The organism is Pseudomonas sp. P1_F7 (genome assembly GCF_056405655.1).
Genome location: NZ_JBFUBR010000003.1, coordinates 349,004 through 371,194 on the forward strand (window position 1 = coordinate 349,004; position 22,191 = coordinate 371,194).

General features: G+C 55.1%; 18 protein-coding genes, 1 tRNA gene and 3 pseudogenes. 10 read left to right on the top strand and 12 right to left on the bottom strand.

The genetic code is table 11. The annotated features are described in order from the left end of the window. The first annotated feature begins 1 nt into the window (after window position 1). The 3 genes from ihfA to AC1D1M_RS05670 all read left to right on the top strand — a co-directional run bounded on the left by ihfA (window position 2) and on the right by AC1D1M_RS05670 (window position 807). Window positions 2-304, top strand: a complete 303-nt coding sequence (gene ihfA, locus AC1D1M_RS05660) for an integration host factor subunit alpha (protein WP_002553164.1) — start codon at window positions 2-4, stop codon at window positions 302-304. Next, a complete protein-coding gene (locus AC1D1M_RS05665; protein WP_003179985.1) occupies window positions 285-641 on the top strand; it encodes a MerR family transcriptional regulator in 357 nt (118 codons plus the stop codon). The genes ihfA and AC1D1M_RS05665 overlap by 20 nt, the downstream gene beginning before the upstream one ends. Window positions 642-730: 89 nt before the next feature. Then, a tRNA-Pro gene (locus AC1D1M_RS05670) sits at window positions 731-807 on the top strand. 586 nt (window positions 808-1,393) lie between these two features. Here the strand turns inward: AC1D1M_RS05670 and AC1D1M_RS05675 are convergent. The 4 genes and pseudogenes from AC1D1M_RS05675 to AC1D1M_RS05690 all read right to left on the bottom strand — a co-directional run bounded on the left by AC1D1M_RS05675 (window position 1,394) and on the right by AC1D1M_RS05690 (window position 5,366). Next, window positions 1,394-2,392 (bottom strand): NADP-dependent oxidoreductase, encoded by a 999-nt coding sequence (locus AC1D1M_RS05675; RefSeq protein ID WP_477774858.1) that lies wholly within the window; start codon window positions 2,390-2,392, stop codon window positions 1,394-1,396. A 45-nt stretch (window positions 2,393-2,437) separates the two neighbouring features. Beyond that, window positions 2,438-3,307: pseudogene (locus AC1D1M_RS05680) on the bottom strand (alpha/beta fold hydrolase). Between the two features lie 96 nt (window positions 3,308-3,403). After that, entirely contained in the window at window positions 3,404-4,192 is a 789-nt protein-coding gene (locus AC1D1M_RS05685; protein ID WP_477774859.1) for an SDR family NAD(P)-dependent oxidoreductase, read from the bottom strand. Between the two features lie 73 nt (window positions 4,193-4,265). Further along, a complete protein-coding gene (locus AC1D1M_RS05690) occupies window positions 4,266-5,366 on the bottom strand; it encodes an alkene reductase (RefSeq protein WP_477774860.1) in 1,101 nt (366 codons plus the stop codon). Window positions 5,367-5,533: 167 nt separating this feature from the next. On the opposite strand from AC1D1M_RS05690, the gene AC1D1M_RS05695 reads away from it, so the two are divergent. Both AC1D1M_RS05695 and AC1D1M_RS05700 read left to right on the top strand, forming a co-directional pair. Beyond that, on the top strand, window positions 5,534-6,133 hold the full coding sequence (locus AC1D1M_RS05695; RefSeq protein ID WP_477774861.1) for a TetR/AcrR family transcriptional regulator: 600 nt from the start codon (window positions 5,534-5,536) through the stop codon (window positions 6,131-6,133). Further along, entirely contained in the window at window positions 6,134-6,289 is a 156-nt protein-coding gene (locus AC1D1M_RS05700) for a hypothetical protein (protein WP_477774862.1), read from the top strand. A gap of 136 nt (window positions 6,290-6,425) precedes the next feature. Here AC1D1M_RS05700 and AC1D1M_RS05705 read toward each other — a convergent pair whose 3' ends face one another. The 3 genes and pseudogenes from AC1D1M_RS05705 to AC1D1M_RS05715 form a co-directional block, all read right to left on the bottom strand. After that, window positions 6,426-7,475: a patatin-like phospholipase family protein gene (locus AC1D1M_RS05705; RefSeq protein WP_477774863.1), complete on the bottom strand. Its 1,050-nt coding sequence runs from the start codon at window positions 7,473-7,475 to the stop codon at window positions 6,426-6,428. A gap of 116 nt (window positions 7,476-7,591) precedes the next feature. Next, window positions 7,592-10,777, bottom strand: a complete 3,186-nt coding sequence (locus tag AC1D1M_RS05710; protein WP_477774948.1) for an adenylate/guanylate cyclase domain-containing protein — start codon at window positions 10,775-10,777, stop codon at window positions 7,592-7,594. 123 nt (window positions 10,778-10,900) lie between these two features. Beyond that, window positions 10,901-11,056: pseudogene (locus AC1D1M_RS05715) on the bottom strand (double zinc ribbon domain-containing protein); the annotation flags it as partial. A 275-nt stretch (window positions 11,057-11,331) separates the two neighbouring features. Here AC1D1M_RS05715 and AC1D1M_RS05720 point away from each other — a divergent pair. Both AC1D1M_RS05720 and AC1D1M_RS05725 read left to right on the top strand, forming a co-directional pair. Next, window positions 11,332-11,931: a nitroreductase family protein gene (locus tag AC1D1M_RS05720; RefSeq protein WP_477774864.1), complete on the top strand. Its 600-nt coding sequence runs from the start codon at window positions 11,332-11,334 to the stop codon at window positions 11,929-11,931. Between the two features lie 115 nt (window positions 11,932-12,046). Continuing rightward, window positions 12,047-12,416 (top strand): annotated as a pseudogene (locus tag AC1D1M_RS05725) (LLM class flavin-dependent oxidoreductase); the annotation flags it as partial. A 185-nt stretch (window positions 12,417-12,601) separates the two neighbouring features. Here AC1D1M_RS05725 and AC1D1M_RS05730 read toward each other — a convergent pair. The 3 genes from AC1D1M_RS05730 to AC1D1M_RS05740 form a co-directional block, all read right to left on the bottom strand. After that, entirely contained in the window at window positions 12,602-14,017 is a 1,416-nt protein-coding gene (locus AC1D1M_RS05730) for an amino acid permease (protein ID WP_477774949.1), read from the bottom strand. Between the two features lie 174 nt (window positions 14,018-14,191). Next, window positions 14,192-15,247: an ornithine cyclodeaminase gene (locus tag AC1D1M_RS05735; protein ID WP_477774865.1), complete on the bottom strand. Its 1,056-nt coding sequence runs from the start codon at window positions 15,245-15,247 to the stop codon at window positions 14,192-14,194. Window positions 15,248-15,297: 50 nt separating this feature from the next. Next, complete coding sequence (locus AC1D1M_RS05740) at window positions 15,298-16,332, bottom strand: histone deacetylase family protein (protein WP_477774866.1); 1,035 nt, start codon at window positions 16,330-16,332, stop codon at window positions 15,298-15,300. A gap of 119 nt (window positions 16,333-16,451) precedes the next feature. Here AC1D1M_RS05740 and AC1D1M_RS05745 point away from each other — a divergent pair, with 119 nt between their 5' ends. Further along, a complete protein-coding gene (locus AC1D1M_RS05745) occupies window positions 16,452-16,952 on the top strand; it encodes an Lrp/AsnC family transcriptional regulator (RefSeq protein ID WP_103393416.1) in 501 nt (166 codons plus the stop codon). Window positions 16,953-17,009: 57 nt separating this feature from the next. On the opposite strand, the gene cuyB is transcribed toward AC1D1M_RS05745, so the two are convergent. After that, a complete protein-coding gene (cuyB, locus tag AC1D1M_RS05750) occupies window positions 17,010-18,521 on the bottom strand; it encodes a cysteate racemase (RefSeq protein WP_477774867.1) in 1,512 nt (503 codons plus the stop codon). A gap of 10 nt (window positions 18,522-18,531) precedes the next feature. Next, window positions 18,532-19,818 carry a dicarboxylate/amino acid:cation symporter gene (locus tag AC1D1M_RS05755; protein WP_477774868.1) on the bottom strand — a complete coding sequence of 429 codons (1,287 nt, stop codon included), beginning with the start codon at window positions 19,816-19,818 and terminating at the stop codon, window positions 18,532-18,534. Between the two features lie 229 nt (window positions 19,819-20,047). On the opposite strand from AC1D1M_RS05755, the gene AC1D1M_RS05760 reads away from it, so the two are divergent. Both AC1D1M_RS05760 and AC1D1M_RS05765 read left to right on the top strand, forming a co-directional pair. Continuing rightward, a complete protein-coding gene (locus AC1D1M_RS05760) occupies window positions 20,048-20,977 on the top strand; it encodes a LysR substrate-binding domain-containing protein (protein WP_223507570.1) in 930 nt (309 codons plus the stop codon). 166 nt (window positions 20,978-21,143) lie between these two features. Next, window positions 21,144-22,013 carry an isocitrate lyase/PEP mutase family protein gene (locus tag AC1D1M_RS05765; protein ID WP_477774869.1) on the top strand — a complete coding sequence of 290 codons (870 nt, stop codon included), beginning with the start codon at window positions 21,144-21,146 and terminating at the stop codon, window positions 22,011-22,013. Window positions 22,014-22,191 lie beyond the last annotated feature (178 nt).

Below are 22,191 nucleotides of genomic sequence, written 5' to 3' on the forward strand. Positions count from 1 at the left end.
TATGGGGGCTCTGACGAAAGCTGAGATGGCGGAACGTCTGTATGAAGAGCTGGGCCTGAACAAACGGGAGGCCAAGGAATTGGTCGAACTGTTTTTTGAAGAAATCAGGCACGCTCTTGAAGACAACGAACAAGTCAAATTGTCCGGTTTCGGCAATTTCGACCTTCGGGACAAACGCCAGCGGCCTGGCCGCAATCCGAAAACGGGGGAAGAAATCCCGATCACGGCTCGCCGTGTGGTCACCTTTCGTCCAGGGCAGAAGTTGAAGGCCCGAGTTGAGGCTTATGCTGGAACCAAGTCATAACGACGAGCTCCCCGTCATCCCAGGCAAACGCTACTTCACCATTGGTGAAGTCAGCGAGCTGTGTGCGGTTAAACCACACGTGCTGCGCTACTGGGAGCAGGAGTTTCCTCAACTCAACCCTGTCAAACGCCGCGGAAACCGCCGGTATTATCAGCGCCAGGACGTGCTGATGATCCGGCAGATCCGCGCGCTTCTTTATGATCAGGGGTTCACCATCGGCGGAGCGCGCCTGCGCTTGTCCGGTGATGAGGCCAAAGACGACACCACCCAATACAAGCAAATGATCCGCCAGATGATCGCCGAGCTCGAAGATGTTCTGGTGGTACTCAAGAAATAAATTCTCGCTTTTAAATACTTCCAGTTTTCAAAAGCTTGCGATATATTCTTGAGCGTTCCTCGAGATGAGGGATGAGTTTCACGCCTAGTCGGGGCGTAGCGCAGTCCGGTAGCGCACTAGCATGGGGTGCTAGGGGTCGAGTGTTCGAATCACTCCGTCCCGACCATATAATTCAAGGGGTTGCGAGGTTTTTTCTCGCGACCCCTTTTTTATTTTTAGGCGTTTTTACCCCTACAAAACGACTGGCTCTCGGTGGAATCTTCCGCTGATACCATGGCCGGAAGTTGTCCCAGGTGTTGACGCCGGCGCCGAATTGACCCACGAGCTGAAGCAAGACTGACCCACCTCTAAATCTGCACAAATCCCGCATAGGCAATGGTTCGAGAGGAACAGACTGGGTCAGTGACATCTCGGCAACTGGGTCAATTCGGCACCGGTGCCAACATGCACGAAGCTGCGGGTTCTTCAGCTACTGCTCCAACATTGGTTTGTTCCAGACGATTGTGGGAGGTGGTACTGAAGGCGCGAGATTTGATTTTGGCTGGATTTTTCCGTGCTTAAGGGTAGGAAGCGAACGAGGAAATTCTGATACATTCATAGGATTGGCCCGTTCAGATGAGTCGTCTGGCAACCTGAACGTGCTGTCGATTAAGGAATGATTTTCGTGAATTTTATCCGTTTCATTTTCGTCATTTTCTCGCGCACTCATAGTTACATACCATCTAGTTCTCGAGAATGTGTTTGGAGTTCGGTCAGACCAGCTTAATGACTACTTTGCCTTTCGATCTTCCTTGTTCGACATAGCTCAAAGCATCCGCTGTTGATTCGAAAGGGAAGGATCGGTCGACCACCGGTTTGATAATGCCGGACTCGATGAGAGCAGTGATTTCACCCAGTTGAGCACCACTCGCATGCATAAAAACGAACGCATAGCTGACGTTCCGCTTGCGAGCTTTTCTGCGGGTGCCGCTGCTCAATAAACGCATCACCAAACCCAGTCCCCAAAACAGTTTTTGCTCTTCAGCGAACTGCTGCGTCGGCGGCCCCGAGATGGAAATTAGCTGGGCACCAGGCTTCAGAATGTTCAACGACTTTCCCAGTTCGTCAGCGCCCAAGCTGTTCAATACGACGTCGTAGTCCTGCAAAACGCTTTCGAAGTTTTGCTTCTTGTAGTCGATGACAACGTCCGCTCCCAGCGCTTTAACCCATTCAACATTGTTTGTGCTGGTGGTTGTCGCAACGAAGGCGCCCAGATGCTTGGCGAGCTGGATGGCGATGGTACCGACGCCACCCGAGCCGGCGTGGATAAACACCTTCTGGCCTTTTTTCAGCCTGGCGGTTTCAACCAGCACTTGCCAAGCCGTCAGCGCAACCAGCGGGAGGGATGCGGCCTCTTCCATGCTGATGTTTTTAGGTTTCAACGCGAGTGCGTCTTCGTGCACCGCAATCAGCTCGGCGAATGTGCCTATGCGCTCCTGAGGAGGGCGTGCGTAGACTTCGTCACCTGGTTTGAAACGCCGCACACCGGATCCAACGCTGACCACGACCCCAGCCAGGTCATTGCCCAGTATCAACGGGAATGAATACGGCAAGATCAGTTTGAATTCGCCTGTACTGATCTTTGAATCAAGCACGTTGACGCTTGTGGCATGCACTTGAACCAAGACGTCATGTGCACCCACCTCAGGTGCGGGCACCTCGGCTACACGGCCATTATTCTTGCCGTAACGGTCGATTAGAAATGCCTTCATGTTGATTCAACTCTCATAGCTTCAAATGGGAATGGCGGAACACGCTCAGGCATCCAGGAATATCGTTGCTTTGGCCACGAAGTCGGCATGATGTTGGAAAATTCCGCCATGCCCGGCGTCTTCGTAAATGATTAGTTGAGAATTCGGGATCCGGTTCGCCAAGTCAGTAGAGTTCACCGTGGGCACCATGATGTCGTTGTCACCGTTCGCGATCAGCGTCGGTATCTGTATGCGACTGAGATTTTGTGGGGGTTGTCTGCCCCATGCGTGAATGGCTTTCAACTGCCGCAAAAAAGCGGTTGGCGTTGGATTTTTGTCGCGATCTTTCCTGCGCTCCTTCAGGCGATTCAGAAAATCCTTGGCGGCTCGCCGGCCATTGACCGTCTAGGTGAAGAATAAGTAGGTCTTCGGATCGCGCAACGTCAGCAAACCTTTAAGCATCAATGGCCATGACACTGACCAGACCTTGTCGATGCCGGTGCCGCCAGCAGGCCCGGTACCGGTCAGAATCAGTCTGCGCACCAGGTCAGGGGCGCTCAGGGCAATTTCCTGGGCCACGAATCCTCCGAGTGAAAAACCCAGCAGGTCGACCTTGTCGAACCCCAGCGCACGAATCACAGCAATGGCATCGTTTGCCATTTCGCTGACCGTCGCAGGGGCGGTGTCATCTGAGGCGCCGATTCCCCGATAGTCAGTGGCGATGATGCGCCTGGTGCTTGCGAGCCCATCGATGATCCTTGGGTCGAAGTTGTCCAGCACTGCACCCCAATGGTTAAGCAGAACGAGCGGCAACTCACCCTTGGGGGCTATGTCACGGTAAGCGAACGCTGTTCCTTCGACCTTGATCCATTTGTTCGCTGCATTTACGAACTGCGTGCGCGATCCGGGATGAAGTTTTGTGTCCTGAATATTCATGTTTGCCCCGTGATGCGGGTCGAAAAGCTGCAAGTGAGACTGTGTTGCAGGCGCTTTTAAATCGAGTGCTGCGCACCAGCGCCTGCTGCACGATGATTACGCCTTGGCTTGATAACGCTCGGCGACATCGGATTGCCTGATCTGCGACAGCAAGCCCTGACGTGCACCCTGCAACGCATCCCAACGGGCGGCGTCCTGCAAGGGTGGAATGGTCACGGGCTCGCGACGATCAAAACCGACCAGCGCCGCATCGACCAGATCACCCACTTCCATGATGTCATTGAGGGTATTGATATCGATGCCCGCTCGCTCCCAGATTTCGGTACGAGTGGCTGCCGGCAGAACGGCTTGCACGTAGACGCCTTTGGGCGAAAGTTCCAGGCTCATACCTTGTGATAGAAACAGCACAAACGCCTTGGTCGCGCCGTAGACCGTCATGCCGAACTCAGGTGCCAGGCCAACAACCGAGCCTATGTTGATAATCGCGCCGTTTCCTGCTTGTGCCAGGCGTGGGGCGATGGCGCTGGCAAGCCGTACCAGTGCAGTGGTGTTGAGCGTAACCAACTGAGCAACGCTGTCGGTGGATTGTTCGATAAAGCTGCCGGATTGTGCGGCGCCTGCATTGTTTACCAGGATGCCAATACTGGCGTCGTCGCGCAGGCGAGCCTCGACCGTGGTCAAATCGTTGATTTGGGTCAGGTCAGCCTGGAGAACATCAATGGTGATGTTGTGTTTCTCACGCAGCCGGGCTGCAAGAGCATCCAGCCGCCCTTTGTCGCGGGCAACCAGTACAAGGTCGTGCCCACGCTGTGCAAAGCGCTCGGCATAGGTAGCGCCGATGCCAGTGGAGGCGCCGGTAATCAGAACGGTGGTAGGGATGCTCATGAATTGATCCTCAGTTTCGAATATCGATAGGCGAGTCATGCGTGGTGTCCGGAGACGTACGCAGACTTGATTTTTAGCCGTGCCGGGTACTGGACTCAGCAAGGGTTGGGTAGTCGATGTAGCCTTCTGCACCGCCGCCATACAGGGTCGCAGGATCGAATGCCGACAAAGCGGCAGCGGTTTTAAGGCGCTCCACCAAGTCCGGATTGCCTATGAAGGGACGTCCAAAGGCGATCAAGTCAGCCTTGTCATCGTTGAGTTGAGAGGTGGCCAAATTCACGTCGTAGCCATTGTTCGCGATGTAAGTGTTTTTGAAGCGTTTACGCAAAGAACCAAAGTCGAAGGGCGCAATATCGCGCGGCCCGCCAGTCGCGCCTTCGACCACATGGAGGTACACAATGCCCAAGGCATCGAGTTGGTCGACAATGTAGTCAAACTGGGCCTGCGGTTCGCTGCTGGAGACACCATTGGCTGGCGAAACTGGCGAAATACGGATGCCTGTGCGTCCGGCACCGACCTCGGCTACTACCGCCGCCGTCACTTCCAGCAGTAGGCGAGCGCGATTTTCAATCGAGCCACCGTAGGCATCGGTGCGGATATTGGCACCGTCTTTGACGAACTGATCCAGCAAATAGCCGTTTGCGCCGTGGATCTCTACGCCATCGAATCCCGCCGCGATGGCATTTGCCGCCGCTTGGCGAAAATCATTGACGATCCCGGGAAGCTCGCTGATATCAAGCGCTCGCGGCTCTGAAACGTCCACGAAGCTATTATTGACGAACACCTTGGTCGCGGGACGGAGAGCGGAGGGTGCTACCGGAGCGGCACCGTTCTCCTGCAGGTCAACGTGCGATACGCGTCCGACATGCCACAGTTGCAGGAAAATTCGTCCGCCTTTTGCGTGGACGGCATCGGTGACCTTGCGCCAGCCATCAATCTGCGCCTGCGTGTAGATACCGGGCGTATCCTGGTAGCCCTGTCCCTGCTGCGAGATCTGCGAGGCTTCGGAGATCAACAGGCCTGTAGAGGCTCTCTGGCTGTAATAGGTTGCAGCGAACTCGCTCGGGACGAAGCCTTCTTCCGCACGGTTACGCGTCAGCGGAGCCATCACGATTCTGTTGGAAAGTGTCAGCGAGCCGAGCGTGTACGGCTCAAATAACGTCTTATCGTTCATATCGTTTCCATACTCGTTGATTAATGAAGGCGACATGCGCCGTGCCAGGGAAGATTCGCGTTGGCGTATTTATGATGTCGATCGTGCTCAAAGATGTCAACGCTTTTGATTATGATCGACATCAGAGTATGATAGGGATATTGCTTTGAGATGCAGAGGCGCAGGAAATGAAGATCACCAAGGCGCAATCGCTCGCCAATAGAGCTCACATCGTTGAGACGGCTTCAGAGCTGTTTCGCGAGCGTGGCTACGATGGCGTGGGGGTGGCTGAACTCATGGCAGCAGCCGGATTTACGCAAGGCGGTTTCTACAAGCACTTCGGCTCCAAGGCTGATTTGATGTCTGAAGCGGCAGCGAACAGTCTTTCGCATTCGCTGACCAGTTCCGAAGGTCTCGACGTTGCTGAGTTCATCGATTTGTACGTGTCGAGGGATCACCGAGACGGCAGGGGCAGCGGTTGCACCATGGCGGCCCTTTGTGGAGACGCTGCGCGTCAATCAGATGAGTTGAAAGCCACCTTTGCCAGCGGGGTAGAAAGCACGCTGGCGGCGCTCGAAGAAAAGTACAAAACGAAGCAAGACGCGCCGCAGGATGGGGTACGGGCAAAAATGATCGACATGCTGGCGCATGCAATCGGTGCAGTCATGTTGTCGCGCGCCTGCCCAGATGATTCTTCTCTGGCTGATGAAATACTCGAGGTTTGCCACGCTGAGATAATTGCGTCATTGCCTTTGTCGCGAGTCAGTGAGCCGCAGAGGAACACATAGATGGACGCTTTGTGGCAGATCTTAATCATTTGGCCGGGCATTGAAGGTGTTGCGAGAGATATTGTCGTTGAGACAATGGACGGGAATTACCGAACCTTGAAAGAGTGGAAAGCGACATATGGTTCCGACACCGCCGAGTCTTGGCTGACCAAGTGATTTCGGTTTGAGTACAAGAAGGGGCCCTTCGACAGATTGTGTGAAAACACACTAGCTACGCTGCCAACAGCGCCCCGACTTATTCAGGGCGTTTGTTTTTGTGTTGAAAAAGCCATTCAGCCCATCACTATGGTGTTCAAAGAAATTCCTTACGGATGTCGATACTCGACCGCTCGCCAATGTGCCGATAGTTTTCCGTGAGCCATGCCTCGGCCTCGTTTCGTCCGTTGTCGCGCAGTTTGCAAAGGAAATTCCAGTCCGCGTTGTACTTGCTGGACACACTGAGTGCGCACATCGCCGCGTCTGATTTAATGGAGTGGATCAGCATCTCCTTCATCTCCTTGCGATCGACCTTGTCTTGTTGGATTAGGTCGGTGACAAAAGCGATCGTGCGCATCTCGCGCATCAGCGACGAGTTGAAGCTGATTTCACTGATGCGATTGAGGATATCGGCGGCTGTAATGGGCACTCCCGGGCGAACGAGTGGGTTGATGTGGACAATCACCACATCGCGCGTATGGCAGTGGTAGATCAACGGGAAAATGGCCGGGTTGCCCATGTAACCGCCATCCCAGTAGTACTGCCCATCGATTGTTATCGCTTGGAACAAGGTCGGCACACAGGCCGAAGCAAGCACCGCTTCGGGGCAAACGTCCTCGCCCGTGAAAATGCGTATTTTCCCCGTCTCCACGTTGGTCGCGCATAGATAGAGGTGGAACGGGCATTGGCTTCGTAAGGCAGCGAAATCTACCTGCTTATCCAGCACATCTCGCAAAGGACTCAAGTTGCGGCTATTGAACTGGTACGGCGAAAATATCCGAAGAGCCATGTCCGCGAACGTATACATGGGTGAATAGTCCAGACCGAAGCTGTGTGTCCCTTTCAGCCATGGCATCCAGCGCAACGGGTTATGACGCTCGGCGGACTGTGCCACGGCGTACCAGAAATCGTGCAGAGCCTGGCGCGCGCCGGCCTCGCCACCTTGCAGCATACCGTAGGCCAGCACGACGGCATTCATCGCGCCAGCACTGGTTGCGCTAACCCCTTCAATAGTTAGCCTGCCGTCTTCGAGTAACCGATCGAGAACGCCCCAAGTGAATGCACCGTGCATTCCGCCGCCCTGTAAAGCCAGCGCGACCGCCTTTCGCTCGTCACTGCTCCGAGGCTTTCCATTCTTTGTGGTCATTCTTGGACTCCTCGTCAGTTCTGAGCCGAATCGGAACATGTTGCGGCGCTTCGCCCCGTCACGCGCTCGCCGACGAAATGCCGATGCTCTTTTCAGCACCTTGCATTATCGATCGTTCACCCCCCGCTTGATGCCCACGCATCGAGTAGCGCCTTGGCTTGTAGTAAATCAACGCTGTCGAAGCCTTCGGTGAAGAAACCGTAAATGTCGGCCAGCATTTTTCTGGCCGCCTCCCTGTCTTGTGTTTCCAATAGCTGAGCAAGGCTCACTGTGGCTCGTAGTTCGAGTGACTTTGCCCCTTGTTGCCGAGCGACCGAGATTGCCTTGTGAAAGCATGCTTGCGCTTCCTGCCGCACGGTAGAATCCTGTCTGTCTTCGCCTGGACATTGGAGGGTAAGAGTTCCCTGGAGTCGGTACAGCTCTGCTTCGTAAAAGTGCTCGCCTGTTCTGTTCACCATAGCTAAAGCGTCGACTATGGCGTCCAATCCTGCCTGCGGTTGCCCGGCGCGCCCGTGCGCTGTGGCCAGCAGGGCCAGAAAATACGAACATCCAAATTTTGCTCCGGCTGCCTGGTAAGTGGCGATACCTTGGGTTAGCTGAGCGATGCCCTCGTCAATGTTTCCCTGCTCGGTGCGAGCCCAACCTTGAAGAATATTCCCCCATGCCAAATAAAACGGAAACCCTCGTTCGAGTGAAAGCTTGATGGCGGCATCTGCACACTCTTCGGCGAGTTGTACGTCGTGCCGAAACTGCGCGAGTATCGACGTAGCGGAGAGGGTGAAGGCCAAGCTAATCGGGTGGGAAATCTTCTTGTCCAGAGCAAGGGTATCCCGGCTGCGCGTGTTTGCTTGATCGGGAAAACCCAAGTACCAAAGACTCCAGGCCGAAAATGACAGGGCGTAGCCCGGATCCACGCCGTACGTAATGGCATGTGTGCGATGCCGCTCTGGGATGTAGAGGGCACGCGCCTGCTCCTGATGGTCATGGGCATTGCGCAGATCACCTTGGAAGAACAATGTCTCTCCGAGTGCCGCATGGGCATCCACGAGCAAGTCCGGATCCTGCGCAGTTTGCGCAATACTGAGCAATCGTTCAGCCAGTTCGCATGCAGTGGAGTATTCCGCACGCAACTCGTAGTAACTCCACAGTCCCAGCAGCGTAGGGAAAAGCGAGTCGTCACCTACTTGCGCGCACAGCGCCAGTGCGCGGGTGTAAGTGGCCGCTACCTCGGGCGCACCATAGCCTCGCACGGCCATCAAGGCCGGCCCCAGGGCGAGTAGCAACCTCAGTTCCTGATGAGCACGCGCGGGCGTATCGGGCAAATGCTTGAGCAATTCCAGCGCCGCGCCGAGGTGATGCATTGCATCGAGATGGGCGGAATGCTGGAGGGCCTGTTGCCCGGTACGGTGCAGGTATTCCACGGCCTTCGGAACATTGCCGCTCAGCCTGTAGTGGTGCGCCAGTTCGCTGCAGTAATCCGCGATGCGAGTGGGGAACAGTGCCTCGATGGCCTGCGCCGTGCGCTCATGCAGCGCGTTACGCCGCTCCGTCAGTAGCGAGTGGCCCGCAACTTCCTGGGTCAGCGCATGCTTGAACGAATACTCCAACTCCGGAAATGTGGGCCGCTGGTAAATGAAGTCTGCAGCCTCCAGTCGGGCGAGCAGATCACACAAGTCTTCGTCCAGCCGAGCGTCTCGCCCATCACAGATGCACTGGATCAGACTGAACGGAAACTCTTTGCCGATAACGGCGAGGGTCTGCAGCAATTCCTTCTCCGCAACGGGGAGGCGGTCGATACGGGCGGCGAGTACACCCTGCACAGTGGTGGGAATATGCAGCGCAGTCGGAGTTTGCTCGATTCGATATTGACCGGGTTCACCAAGCAGCAATTTCTCCTCAGCCAGCGTTTGCACCACTTCCTCCATGAAGAAAGGGTTGCCCTCCGTCTTATCCAGGATGAGCTGTTTAAGGGGGGCGAGGGTGGGATCGTCCCCAAGCAGGGTCGCGAGCAGTCCCTGGGCTTCAGCTGGGCCCAGCGGTTCGAGCCGCAGTTGGCTGCAATGACTCGCACGCATCCACACAGGTTGATACTCGGGCCGGTAGTTCACGAGGAGCAGGATCGGGGTGCTCGCCAAGTGGTCGATCAAGTACGCGAGGAATGCTTCGGTCTCGCAGTCCAGCCATTGCAAATCCTCGAACAGCAGTTCGATCGGTTGATTGCGGCTCTCGCGCGCCAGCAGTTGAGTGATCGCATCGAAGGTGCGATCGCGCCGGATCTGAGGATCCATTTCCGCGAGCACAGAACTGCGTTCGCCGATACCCAGCAGATCGAGCAGGTAGGGCACGAGATCCTCGAAGCTTCGCTCGAGCGTAAGCGTCTTGCCCATGACCTTTTCCCGGCACCGACGCTCGTCGTCCTGGGTGGTTATCTGAAAATAGGTGTTCAGAAGCTCGATGAGTGGGAAATAGGCAAAGGCCTTGCCATGCGATACCGAAAACGTCTCCAGCACCAAACAGCCGCGCCGCGAGCGCTCCTTGAACTCATGAAACAGCCGTGACTTCCCGACTCCGGCCTCGCCCACCAGCGCGACGACCTTACTGTGCCCCGCTTTGGACTGTTCGAGCGCCTGATGCAGGTGGTCGAGCTCGACCTGGCGGCCAACGAACCTGGCTAGCCCGCGATGTGCTGACAGCTGCAGACGCGTGCGTAGCGCGCCGAGCCCCTGCACCTCGTACACAACAAGGGGCTCGGGAATGCCTTTGACCTGGGCGGCCCCCAAAGCCTTGAATTCGAAATAACCCTCCGCCAGCTTGTAGGTGGGCTCGCTCACCAGGATCGACGACGGTGCGGCGATTCCCTCCATCCGGGATGCAATGTGGATCGTGTTCCCGACTGGATCGTAATCGGTGTGCAAATTGTCCGTGCGGATCGAACGTACGACGACCTCTCCGGTATGGATGCCGACACGGATTTGCAGCGGAATGCCCTTCTCCAAACGAATACGGTCGCCATGTCGGCGTATCGCCTGCTGCATGCGCAGTGCCGCATACAGCGCCCGCTGAGGATGATCCTCATGCGCGATGGGGGCTCCGAACAGCGCGAGTATGCCATCGCCCAGAGTCTTGGCCACGTAGCCTTCGTAATGGTGGACGGCTTCCATCATCAGCGCGACGACTGGCTCGATCAGGTGGTGGGCCTCTTCCGGATCAAGGTCGTGGATCAACGCCGTGGAACCGGCCATGTCGGCAAACAGCGCCGTGACGGTCTTACGCTCACCGGCGGTCTCGCCTCGGGCTTCCATGGCCACCTGTTCCGCGCGGATGCGCTCGGCAAGGTGACGGGGCGTGTAATGGATGGGCGCTGGAGAGGGCGCTGGAACGGGCCTGGGGTGTACTGATGGCGCAGCAGGCGCATCGGTAATTGGCGCGCCGCATTCACTGCAGAATTTGGCGCTTAGGCCCGCCTCATGGCCACAGCGCGGACAGCTGCGAGACAGTCTGGTGCTGCACGCTTCACAGAAGTTGGCCCCGGAGGGATTCTCGAATCCGCAGTTTGCGCAGCGCATACGTTCTCTTCCCATTTGCACGCGTTCAAGAAGACCGCTCAAAAGACGGGAAAGCGTGACATCGATCTGACGAAAGACAGACTGAAGTCACTGAACCCGCAGGTTCAGAGAGTCTTGTAACCCTCCGTTTCAAAGATACGTTCGTATCGTTGTATCGAGAAGTAAAATTCGCTTACTGATGAAGACAACCCGATAGGTCTGGAAGAGAGGAGACAACCAGGGAATATGTTTTCCAGGTTGGAGTTCGTGCGTCTGCTACTGTCAGCACAAACTCGCATGGATGATCGTTGATGGATACCCAAAACACTGTGCTGCTGAAAGACCTTCTGTCCACTAGGCGAAGTGTTAGATCCTTCAGTGAAGAGCCGCTGAGCCTGGCCGTTCTGGAGACATTCCTTTATGCCGGGCAGGGGTGCACTTCTACGGACAGAAGGCGAACCGCACCATCGGCACATGCTCTGCATCCACTTGTATTGAGGGTGGTTGTGCGTCAAGTAGAAGGGCTCGCACCCGGGGTATACACATACGATTCCCAGGCAGGAACGCTCTCCCGCATTGCAGAACTGATCGGAAATGGATTGCTGAACTCAGCGGCTTTAGGCGATGAAAAGTGGTTGGAAGACGCTCCTGTCGTCATCGCCATCGTCGCTGAACGAGCGCTCGCAATAGATCATTTCGCGGCTCAACAAGCCGACGGTCTAAGGGGCGCACGCTACGTTGATTTCGAAGCTGGAGCAGCCGCTCAAAATATGCATTTGGCGGTCACCGCAGCTGGTCTGGGCGGCGTAGTCGTGATGGGTTTTGATGACATTAAGATGAAGGAAGCCTTGCGTCTTGAACGCCCCTTTTTTCCGGTCGCCCTTTTCTGCGTAGGGCATCCTCTCAAATAGAGCTGTGGCGCTCGACATTGAACACGTCCGGCGTGAAATCGGGCTTCACGGTAAGCGTCTGCCCACCACACCTTGCGAGGTTAAACATGCGCCAATCGCATGATAGTGCTGGTGCATGACCTCCTACGTGATGCGTCCCGATGGCAGTGGCAAGCCCTTGACCACCGACGACGTTAAACAGCGCTTTGCCAACGTCACCCGGGGCAGTGATCTGATTCTGGTGGGTACGCCGCAACAGGTGGCCGATCGCATCGAAGATGCATGCACGGATCTCCGGCACCAGGGGCTACATGCTCAACCCGCTGATTAGCCCAGGCAGCCTCGAAGACTTCGTTGAGCGGGTCGTTCCTGAACTACAAAAACGTGGCTTATATCGTACCCAACCCCAGAGCGGTACTTTCCGTTCGCGGTTACGGGCCGATGGCGCTAACCATTTGCCAGATTCTGCTTATGGAGCCTCGTTTCGTTTTAGTAAAGGTTTTTAGGGCGGAGCATGTCTGCGGGGATGGTAGACAAACGATGCACTAAGCCGAATCGTTCATCCGTAGAGTTGGCCGTCAATTAAATATGACGGCCTTCAGTTGAAGCTCTTTAACCTGTAGGCATCCCGGATATGCCACGTCGCTGACGCGCCTTTCACTCATCGGCACCGAAAGGCACCAAGTGAACATCAGCTGTATTGATTTGCCGACCCGTCAGCGGGTTTGGGTTTTCTGGAGCAGGTCAACTGGTAAGCAATTGCCAACCATATGAACCACCCCGGCATGACCATCAAGGCAATTCGGGTGTCTGGTCTCAATGCCAGCAGACAAAGAACAAAACCCAGAAAGGCCAAGGAGAACCAGGCCATCGGCACGCCTCCAGGCATCTTGTAGATCGATTTCGCATGCAGTTCAGGACGAGTTTTGCGATAGGCAATGTACGACGCGAGGATGGTCGACCAAGTGAAAATCACCAGGATTGCCGACACGGTAGAGACGATGGTGAACGCGGTCATGACTTCTGGAACGATGAACAGCAACAACACGCCTACCAGCATCAACAGAGTGGTGAACGCCAGGCTTAGCAGAGGCACGCTATTGCTCGACAGACGCCGGAAAATCCCCGGAGCGTTGTCCTGATTGGCCAGTCCAAACAGCATGCGACTGGATGAAAATACGCCGCTGTTGGCCGATGAGGCGGCGGATGTCAGCACCACAAAGTTGACGATACCGGCTGCTGCGGGAAACCCTGCAACCAGAAACAGCTCGACGAAGGGGCTCTTGTTGGGCGAAACCTGTTGCCAGGAAGTCACTGCAATAATGCAGGCCAGTGCCAGTACATAGAACAGGATGATTCTCAGCGGAATCGAGTTGATGGCTTTAGGCAGGGTCTTCTCGGGGGAGCGCGTTTCGGCGGCTGCGGTGCCGATCAGCTCGGTGCCCGCAAATGAGAAAATCGCCATCTGGAACCCGGCAAAGAAACCGAACAAGCCGTTGGGGAAGGCGGCCTGTTTATCCAGCAAGTGGTTCAGGGATGCGGTGACGCCACTGGGTGATACAAAGGAGCTGGCAATCATCACCATGCTGGCGCCAATCAGGGTGACGACGGCAATGATCTTGATGATCGCGAACCAGAACTCCACTTCACCGAAGAGCCTGACAGTCAGCACGTTCAAGGCGAACAGTGTCATCAGCATGCCGATCGCCGGTATCCAGGCGGGTACATCGGGGAACCAATACTGAAAGAATCCGCCGACTACCACGGCATCGCCTATCACCGCGACGCTCCAGCTTAACCAGTACGACCAACCGAGGAAGAATGCCGCGCGAGGGCCGAGGTAAGCACCGGCAAAATCCGCGAAGGTTTTGAAGTTCAAGTTGGAGAGCAACAGTTCGCCCATGGCGCGCATGACAAAGTAGACGAACAGACCGATGATCATGTAGATGAGGATGATCGACGTGCCGGAGAGGGCAATGATCTTCCCGGATCCCATGAACAGACCGGTACCAATGGCGCCTCCCATGGCCATTAACTGAATGTGACGATTGCTGAGCGTGCGCTGCAGCGCGGGCTGTTCAACCCGCTCGAACGGAGTCGATTTCATTACAAAACCTCTTGATTTTATGTTTTTGAGTTTTGGCAGAAAGTGGGTGTTTAGCGTTCTTGTTGGAGATGTAACGGCTGCTGACGGTGGTGATTTGCGGGCGGCTGGGTTGGTCGTCCACTCACACGGTGAGTAGCCCCTTGGCACTTTGCTCAGGGGCATCACCTAGGGCTATCAGCTCACTGTATGCAGGCGCGAGGGGACGATCGCTGGCTGCTGATCAAGCAGTTGGTAAAGGTTTTTTATGTTGGCGGGCGTCGGTACCAGATGGATGCGCTCACCGATGGCGTACGCCCGCGCCAGGTCGTGCACGTAGCGCAGTGATGAAAAGTCTTCCAGGGCAAAACCCACCGAATCGAACACAGTGACCTGTGCATCGTTCTCGCGGCCTGGGACTTCGCCCTGAACAATCCGGAAGAATTCAACGACGGGAAAGTCGGGCTCCAATTGTTGAATATCGCCTTCAATCCGGGTTTGAGCTTCAAGCTCAACGATGACCCGGGCATTGCGCAGGATGTCGGCGTGCAGTTCGGTTTTCCCCGGGCAGTCACCGCCGACAGCATTGATGTGCATGCCGGGCTCGATCATCTCGGGGGTCAGAATCGTTGCATAGGCTTTGTCTGCGGTGACGGTGGTGACGATGTGCGCCCCCTTGACCGCTTCCTGTATCGAGTTGGCCAGAATCACCTCAATCCCGGGGAATGTGGCCAGGTTGTATTTCAACTTGAGTGAAGCATCGTGATCGGTATCGAAAATGCGTATTTCCTTGATGGACAGCATTTCGTGGAACGCGAGGGCCTGAAATTCGCTCTGGGCGCCATTGCCGATGATTGCCATGATGCTTGCACCGGGTCGCGCCAGGGACTGTGCAACTAAGGCAGAGGTTGCGGCAGTGCGCACGGCTGTGGTCAGAGTCAGTTCACTGAGCAAGGTTGGATAGCCACTGTGGACATCGGCCAGGACACCGAAGGCCATGACCGTCAGCAAGTCCCTTTGACCGTTGTCCGGGTGACCATTCACGTATTTGAACGAGTACTGTTGGCCATCATCGGTCGGCATCAACTCGATCACACCGTCGGCCGAATGATTGGCGGTGCGGGGCGACTTATCAAACTGCGCCCAGCGTGAGTAGTCAGCTTCGATGTAAGCCGCCATTTCGCGGATTGCCCGGCGGACTCCTACCTTGGCGAACAGGCGTGCGGCATGATCGACATCGATAAAAAGAGTCATGTTTTTATTCTCCGATTCAATAGTTGAAACGCTGCGATTCAGGGGATGAATCAGGCGCGTTTGCTCTCGTAACCATGCAGCACGTTGACCGCGTTGATCCCGATTTCATCGACCATGTAGCCGCCTTCCATCACGAACAGGGTGGGGCAGCCCACACCTGCTATCAGCTCGCCGATGCCGATGAAGTCTTCGCTTTCCAGCAGGAAGTGGCTGATGGGATCGTCCTTGAACGTGTCGACGCCCAGTGAAATAACCAGCACTTCAGGGGAAAATTTCTGGAGTTTCTTGCAGGCGTGGAGCAAGGCGTTGCGGTAGCTTTCCCAGGTGGTGTTCTTCGGCATTGGATAGTTCAGGTTGTAACCTTCGCCGTAGCCCGCGCCGACTTCGTGGCTGAAGCCTGAGTAGTACGGATAGGACACCGTCGGTTCGCCGTGCAGCGAGACAAACATGACGTCACTGCGCCCGTAGAAAATGTTCTGGGTACCGTTGCCATGATGAAAGTCGATGTCCAGTACGGCGACACGTTTGGCGCCTTGGGTAATGGCCTGCTGCGCGGCAATGGCAGCGTTGTTCAGATAGCAGTAGCCGCCCATGTATTCGCGTGCTGCGTGATGGCCCGGCGGGCGGCACAGAGCAAAGGCACTGTCGTGGCCTTCATCAATCAGCGCCAGGCCGGTCAGCGCGATATCAGCGCTGGTTTTTACCGCTTGCCATGTGGTGGCGGTGATGGGGGAACCAGCGTCCATGGCATAAAAACCAAGCTTGCCGTCGATAAAGCTCGGCACTTGCTCGTTGGCCAGGTCGCGCACCGGCCATATCAGCGGCAGGGCATCGTGGGTACGTCCGGTCGCGCACCATTCTGACCAAGCGCTTTCTAGAAAGCTGACGTAGCGCTCGCTGTGCGCGTTGACGTAGCACGTGCGGTCAAATGCGCGCGGTTCGATGATCTGGCCAAGGCCGACCTGCTTGACGCGGTTATGGACGGTATCGGCCCGACTGGGCTGTTCGAACGACGGCTTGATCACGCCGTCTTTCAATTCGGTGCCGTGGTGCAAACGGTGGGAATCACTGAAAACTGTAAACATTCTGCGCATCCGTTAATGTGAGCCGGTGCAAATATTCTGTTCCGGTCTGGATGCGCTTTCTTTGCTTTGTATTCGTGCTTTGCTAGATTATTCGGGCGTTTTTACTCTGGAATGGCGTAATGCAGAAAAAATCATCCAAACGCATCAGTCTCGACGATACCGACTTGGCAATCCTCGCATTGCTGCAAGAAGATGCGAGTATTTCCAACGCTGAGCTCAGTGAGCGCTTGTCGTTAAGCCTGACACCTTGCTGGAGGCGGCGTAAGAGAATGGAGGAGGCGGGCGTGATTAAGGGCTATCAGGCGAACCTTGATCGACGAATGCTGGGGCTGGATATCATGGCGTTCGTGCACATCCGTTTTTCCACACACGCCGATCACGCTCCCGACGCTTTCGAGGCGGTGATTGCTCAATTGCCTGAAGTGTTGTCCTGTCACAAGATCACCGGGGATGCCGATTACGTGCTGCAAGTGTTGGCAGAGGATCTTGATAGCTACAGTGACTTTATCGAGCAGGTGCTCAGGCGTCAGGTGGGTATTGCGTCCATCCAGTCCAGTCTGGCTTTACGCGAGGTCAAGACCAGTAGCCGAATAGCGATACCCAAATCGAGCAAGGAGTGAATGGGCAGGGATTAGATCACCTTTTGAAACCCTGTCTTTGACGTAGCTTCGTTGTAGTCAACCGACACACTGTTGCTTGCTCAGTGACTGAGGCTTGTCCGTATTTTCACGGGCAAGCTCAATGCACTTCAATGCCAAAATGGTTGTCGGGTCGACCAATGCAACTTCATGATTTTTGAACATGTAGGATTCGCTATGCTCAAGCACCAGCGGTAGCTCTGTGCACCCCAGGATGAGTACATCTGCACCCAGTTCACACAAGTGCTCTGCTGCGATCAAGAGCTGGTCTTTACAAATGCCGTCAGTGAAACCCGCTTTGATTCCATGGTCTCCATAAATCGACTCCATCACCAAAGCTTGGTATTCCACGCCAGGGGTGATGATTTGAAGTCCTGCTCTCCGGGCTGCTTCGTGATAGACCTGACTTTTGATTGTGCCGGACGTTGCTAACAGCCCTACGGTTTTGCCAGCACCGTACCGCTGCACGATAGCCTCAACCGTCTCGGTCAGCATATTCACAATAGGTACACGCAGGTGCGCTTGAATGCGTTCAACAAATGCATGAGCTGTATTGCACGGAATCGCAATGGCATTGGCGCCGGCGCTTTCCAGTCGCTTGCACGTTGCGTACATCGCCATCGTCGGATCAGTTTCATCATTCAGCAAGTTGGCTGTGCGATCAGGAATCTGAGGGTTTTGCTCCACCACCATTTTGATGTGTTCCTGATCGCGACCTGCCGGTGTGTGCGCCACAACCTTACCCATGAAGTCGACCGTTGCCGCTGGCCCAACGCCGCCTACTATCCCAAGCTTGAATGGCGGACGGGTCGACTGGCCTTTCTCCAAGGTGGCGAAAGTGGCATAAATCTCGTTGATATCCAGGACAGTCAAGCCACGGCGTTGAAGATCACCGCAGACCAACGAGAGCTCAGTCATGCCAGGCAGGATGATTGTGGCCCCTTGATCCTGAAGCGAAAGGCACGCTTGATAAACACACTCCAGCGGCACCCCATCAAGATACCCATCTTTGATGCCGTTAACGCCATACATCGCGTCCATCAGCCCGGACTGCTCGTTATCATTTGGATAAACGAGCTTGAAGTCATTGCCGAAATAGCGCTCAAACAGCCCTGAGTGCCGAACATAGTCAGACGCGATGATTCCCAACGTACTGCCGCATTCAGCGACATGATCCACGTGCTTGCGTAACGCCGCCATCATATCCAGAACGGGTATGCCAATTTCCTCCTGGATCTCCTCACGAAAGGTGTGACTGGCAAAACATGGCAGTAAAACTGCATTGACTTCGCTGGCCTCGAATGTCTGACAAACCTGGAAAACATAGAACTTCCTGGAGGTCATGCTGGCGCCCCGGTCTAGGGGCATCAGGACATCTTTGAAGGGGTGTTGCTCAAAGAGGAAGTGATAGCGACCTTGATCTTCCAGAACAGCTCTGGACTTCACCAACTTGTAGAAAAGATCGCCGCCGGCCAGTGAGCCAAGCCCGCCGACGATACCTAGTTTGCGAGCAAATGATGACCCGCTGGACGGCTTCGATTTACTTTTCATGTTTAGGTTCTCACACGGTGGCTGCAGTATGAATTGGGAGTGGAGACTGAGTGCCGGGCGCGTCTTCAGCTTCTTCAGGTGGTTCTGATTTGGCAACCACAGCCGTTGCGATGCTATTGCCAACCACGTTGGTGGCAGTCCTGGCCATATCGAGGAATTGGTCAATACCAAGGATCAACAAAATACCGGCTTCGGGAAGATTGAACATGGGTAGCGTAGCCGCCACCACAACCACCGACGCTCGGGCTACACCCGCCATTCCCTTGCTGGTGATCATCAGCGTCAGCAAGATGAGCAGTTGCTGTGTGAAGTTCAAGTCGACGTTGTAGGCCTGTGCAATGAACATGATGGCGAACGCTTGATACATCATCGAGCCATCAAGGTTGAACGAGTACCCCAACGGTAGAACGAAGCTGGATACGCGCTTCGGCGCACCAAACTTCTCCAGTGCCTCCATGGTTTTCGGATATGCGGACTCGCTACTGGCAGTGGAAAATGCCAACAGAACAGGTTCGCGGATGAGCTTGCCCAAGGTAAACACTGAGCGCCCCAGGAACAGGTAGCCGGCAGCGAACAACACGCACCACAGAATCACGATGCCCAAGTAGAACTCGGCAATCAGCTTTCCGTAATCGACTATCAAGCCAAGACCTTGAGTGGTGATCGCCGATGCGATGGCTGCGAAAACGCCGATTGGCGCGAAGGCCATGACGAAGTCCGTGACCTTGAACATCACCTTGGCCAGCTCTTCGATGCCATCGACAATCGTTGTGTAACCGGCTCGCTTCACACCCGCCAAGGCAAACCCGAAGAACAACGAGAACACCACGATTTGCAGGATTTCGTTGTTGGCCATTGCTTCAGCAATGCTGCGGGGAAACACGTGACTGATGAAAACCTTGAGGCTGAAATCCCCGGTGTTCACCACGGGGCTCGCCGCATGCTGGACGACCTCCATGTTCAGTCCTGCGCCGGGTTGGAACAGGTTCACCAGGCCCATGCCGATTGCCAGCGATATCACCGAAGCGGTTACGAACCAGGCCATGGCTCGCAGGCCTATGCGCCCAACGGAGCGGGAGTTTCCCATGCTGGCAATGCCGCCGACCAAGGTGGCGAACACCAGAGGCGCGATGATCATCTTAATCATGCGTAAAAATATGTCGGTGACCATCGAGAAGTAAGACGCGATCTCTTTGGCGCTTTGTTCGCTCCCTGCGAAGTGGTGGCACGCCCAACCGACAAGCACGCCTAAGGCGATGCCAATTGCGATCCGACGCGGAAGTTTATTTTTCTTCACGGAGCTTTCCTCAAGTGGTTTTTTTGCTTTTTTTACTTGGCAGGAGACAAGTGTCATTCGGTCGAAGCTCTGTGGCCTCGCACCAACGTTTTCGATTCTAGGGTCGGGCTTGGAAGGGAGTGATGAGTAATCCCGATAGCCTCATGCGCATTTGGAATAGTTTTCGAAACTGCTGCTTTTTCCTGACTAGGGCGCAGTAAACTGCTCATTCGGGACATGAGGTGTCGGTATGCAAATCAAATGGCTGGATGACCTTCTGGCGGTCGCGGAGTGGAAAAACTTTTCTCGGGCTGCGGAGGTTCGCTGTGTGACCCAGTCGGCTTTGTCGAGGCGTATAAAGTCACTTGAAGAATGGGTAGGTGCGGAGTTGGTGGATCGTGGCACCTATCCTGTCCAACTGACCTCTGCTGGCCGCACATTTTGTGAAGAAAGTCGCGAGGCATTGGCGGGGTTAATGAGGCTGCGCTCAAGCCTTCGCGAGGTAGAGCGGATGCCAGGGCGATCCATCCAGGTCACTGCCGGCCACAGTCTGTCGATGACATTCCTGCCGAAATGGCTGAAGCAATTTCAGCAGCACAATGAGCAATTCAATGCGCGGGTCGTTGCCGCCAACATCCACGACGCGGTCATATCTTTGGAGGAGGGGAGTTGTGATCTGATGATTGTTTATCATCACCCCTTGGCGCCCATTCTTCTTGATTCGGAGAAGTTCGGGAGTTTGACCTTGGGTCATGACGCGTTTATTCCTGTGTGCGCACCCAACAGTGATGGGAATCCGCTGTATCCCTTACCGGGCACTTCCAGCAAAACAGTTCCTCACCTCGCTTATACAGCTACGACTTTTCTAGGTCGTGTTGCCGACATCGTCATAAAGAATGGCCCGACTGCATGCATGTTGGAGCGGTGCTACGAGGCGGATATGACGATGCTACTGATGCGAATGGCAGTCGAGGGTTATGGGGTGGCATGGTTGCCACAAAGCGCTGTCATAGACGAGCTTCAGCGAGGACAGTTGGTAAAAGCGGGTGGTGATGAATGGAGCACGCGACTGGAGATACGCTCCTACTGCTCCATCACGAATGAGAACCCTACGATGCGCAACTTATGGAAAACCCTCGAAGGAGCTTCCCGCGATCTCCATGGCAAAACAGCCAGTTGATCGAAGCTCAAAAGCTCGAAAAGCATCCCTCAAGTATGGGTAATGACATCTGTGCATCAGGTCATTCTGAAACGTCATCACCCCCTATTTTTTGCATGATAGTCTCGCCGCACTTTTGAGTTGGCACTGATCGTTCACACGATGACGGCCACAGTGAGGATCGATCATGCCCAGAGTTTCCCACCAAGCATTACGCCGTTCGTTTCGCGAGCTGCTGGCATCCAGTAACTGTTTTCAGACCGCTTCAGTGTTTGATCCGATGTCAGCACGCATTGCCGCCGATCTCGGATTTGAAGTGGGTATTCTGGGGGGATCAGTTGCATCCCTGCAGGTTCTGGCTGCACCAGACTTCGCGCTCATTACCCTGTCTGAATTTGTCGAACAAGCAGCCAGAATAGGCCGTGTGGCGCAGTTGCCTGTCATCGCTGATGCCGATCACGGTTACGGAAATGCACTCAACGTCATGCGAACTGTCCAGGAGTTGGAGCGCGCAGGAATAGCGGCGCTCACGATTGAAGATACCCTCCTTCCGGCTCAATTCGGGTGTAAATCAACAGACCTCATCAGCACTGAAGAGGGTGTAGGCAAAGTGCGTGCCGCACTGGAAGCACGCATTGATCCAGAGCTTTCGATTATTGCTCGAACCAACGCATCAGCTTTACCGGTGCATGAGGTCATTCACCGAACGCACGCTTATCAACGGGCCGGCGCGGATGGCATTTGTATTGTTGGCGTACAAGATTTTGCGCACCTTGAACAGATCGCGGAGCACATCACTATTCCACTGATGTTGGTCACTTACGGAAACCCAAGACTCAACGACAACGAACGGCTAGCCAAGCTAGGAGTACGAATCATTGTTGCAGGTCATGGTGCCTATTTTGCCTCCATTAAAGCGACCTATGACTGCCTTCGTGAACAACGCCAGTTCACTCGCAGCACATCAAACTTAAGCGCTACCGAGCTGGCCTATACCTACACGTTGCCGGAAACATATTTGAATTGGGCCAGGGACTTCATGGATGTTCAGGAGTGATGCAATCTCTTGATCAGCTCCCATTGCTCTGCCTACAGGTTTCCTCCTGCTTGAATCCGCAAGCATGATTTGCGTGCCGAGAAGAGCACTCGCACTCATGCGGTTTGGTCACCCTCGGTTGCGTATTCAGCAGTTTGCTTCCGGAGCGATCTGGAAGCTTTTTTCTTCTCAATAAAGC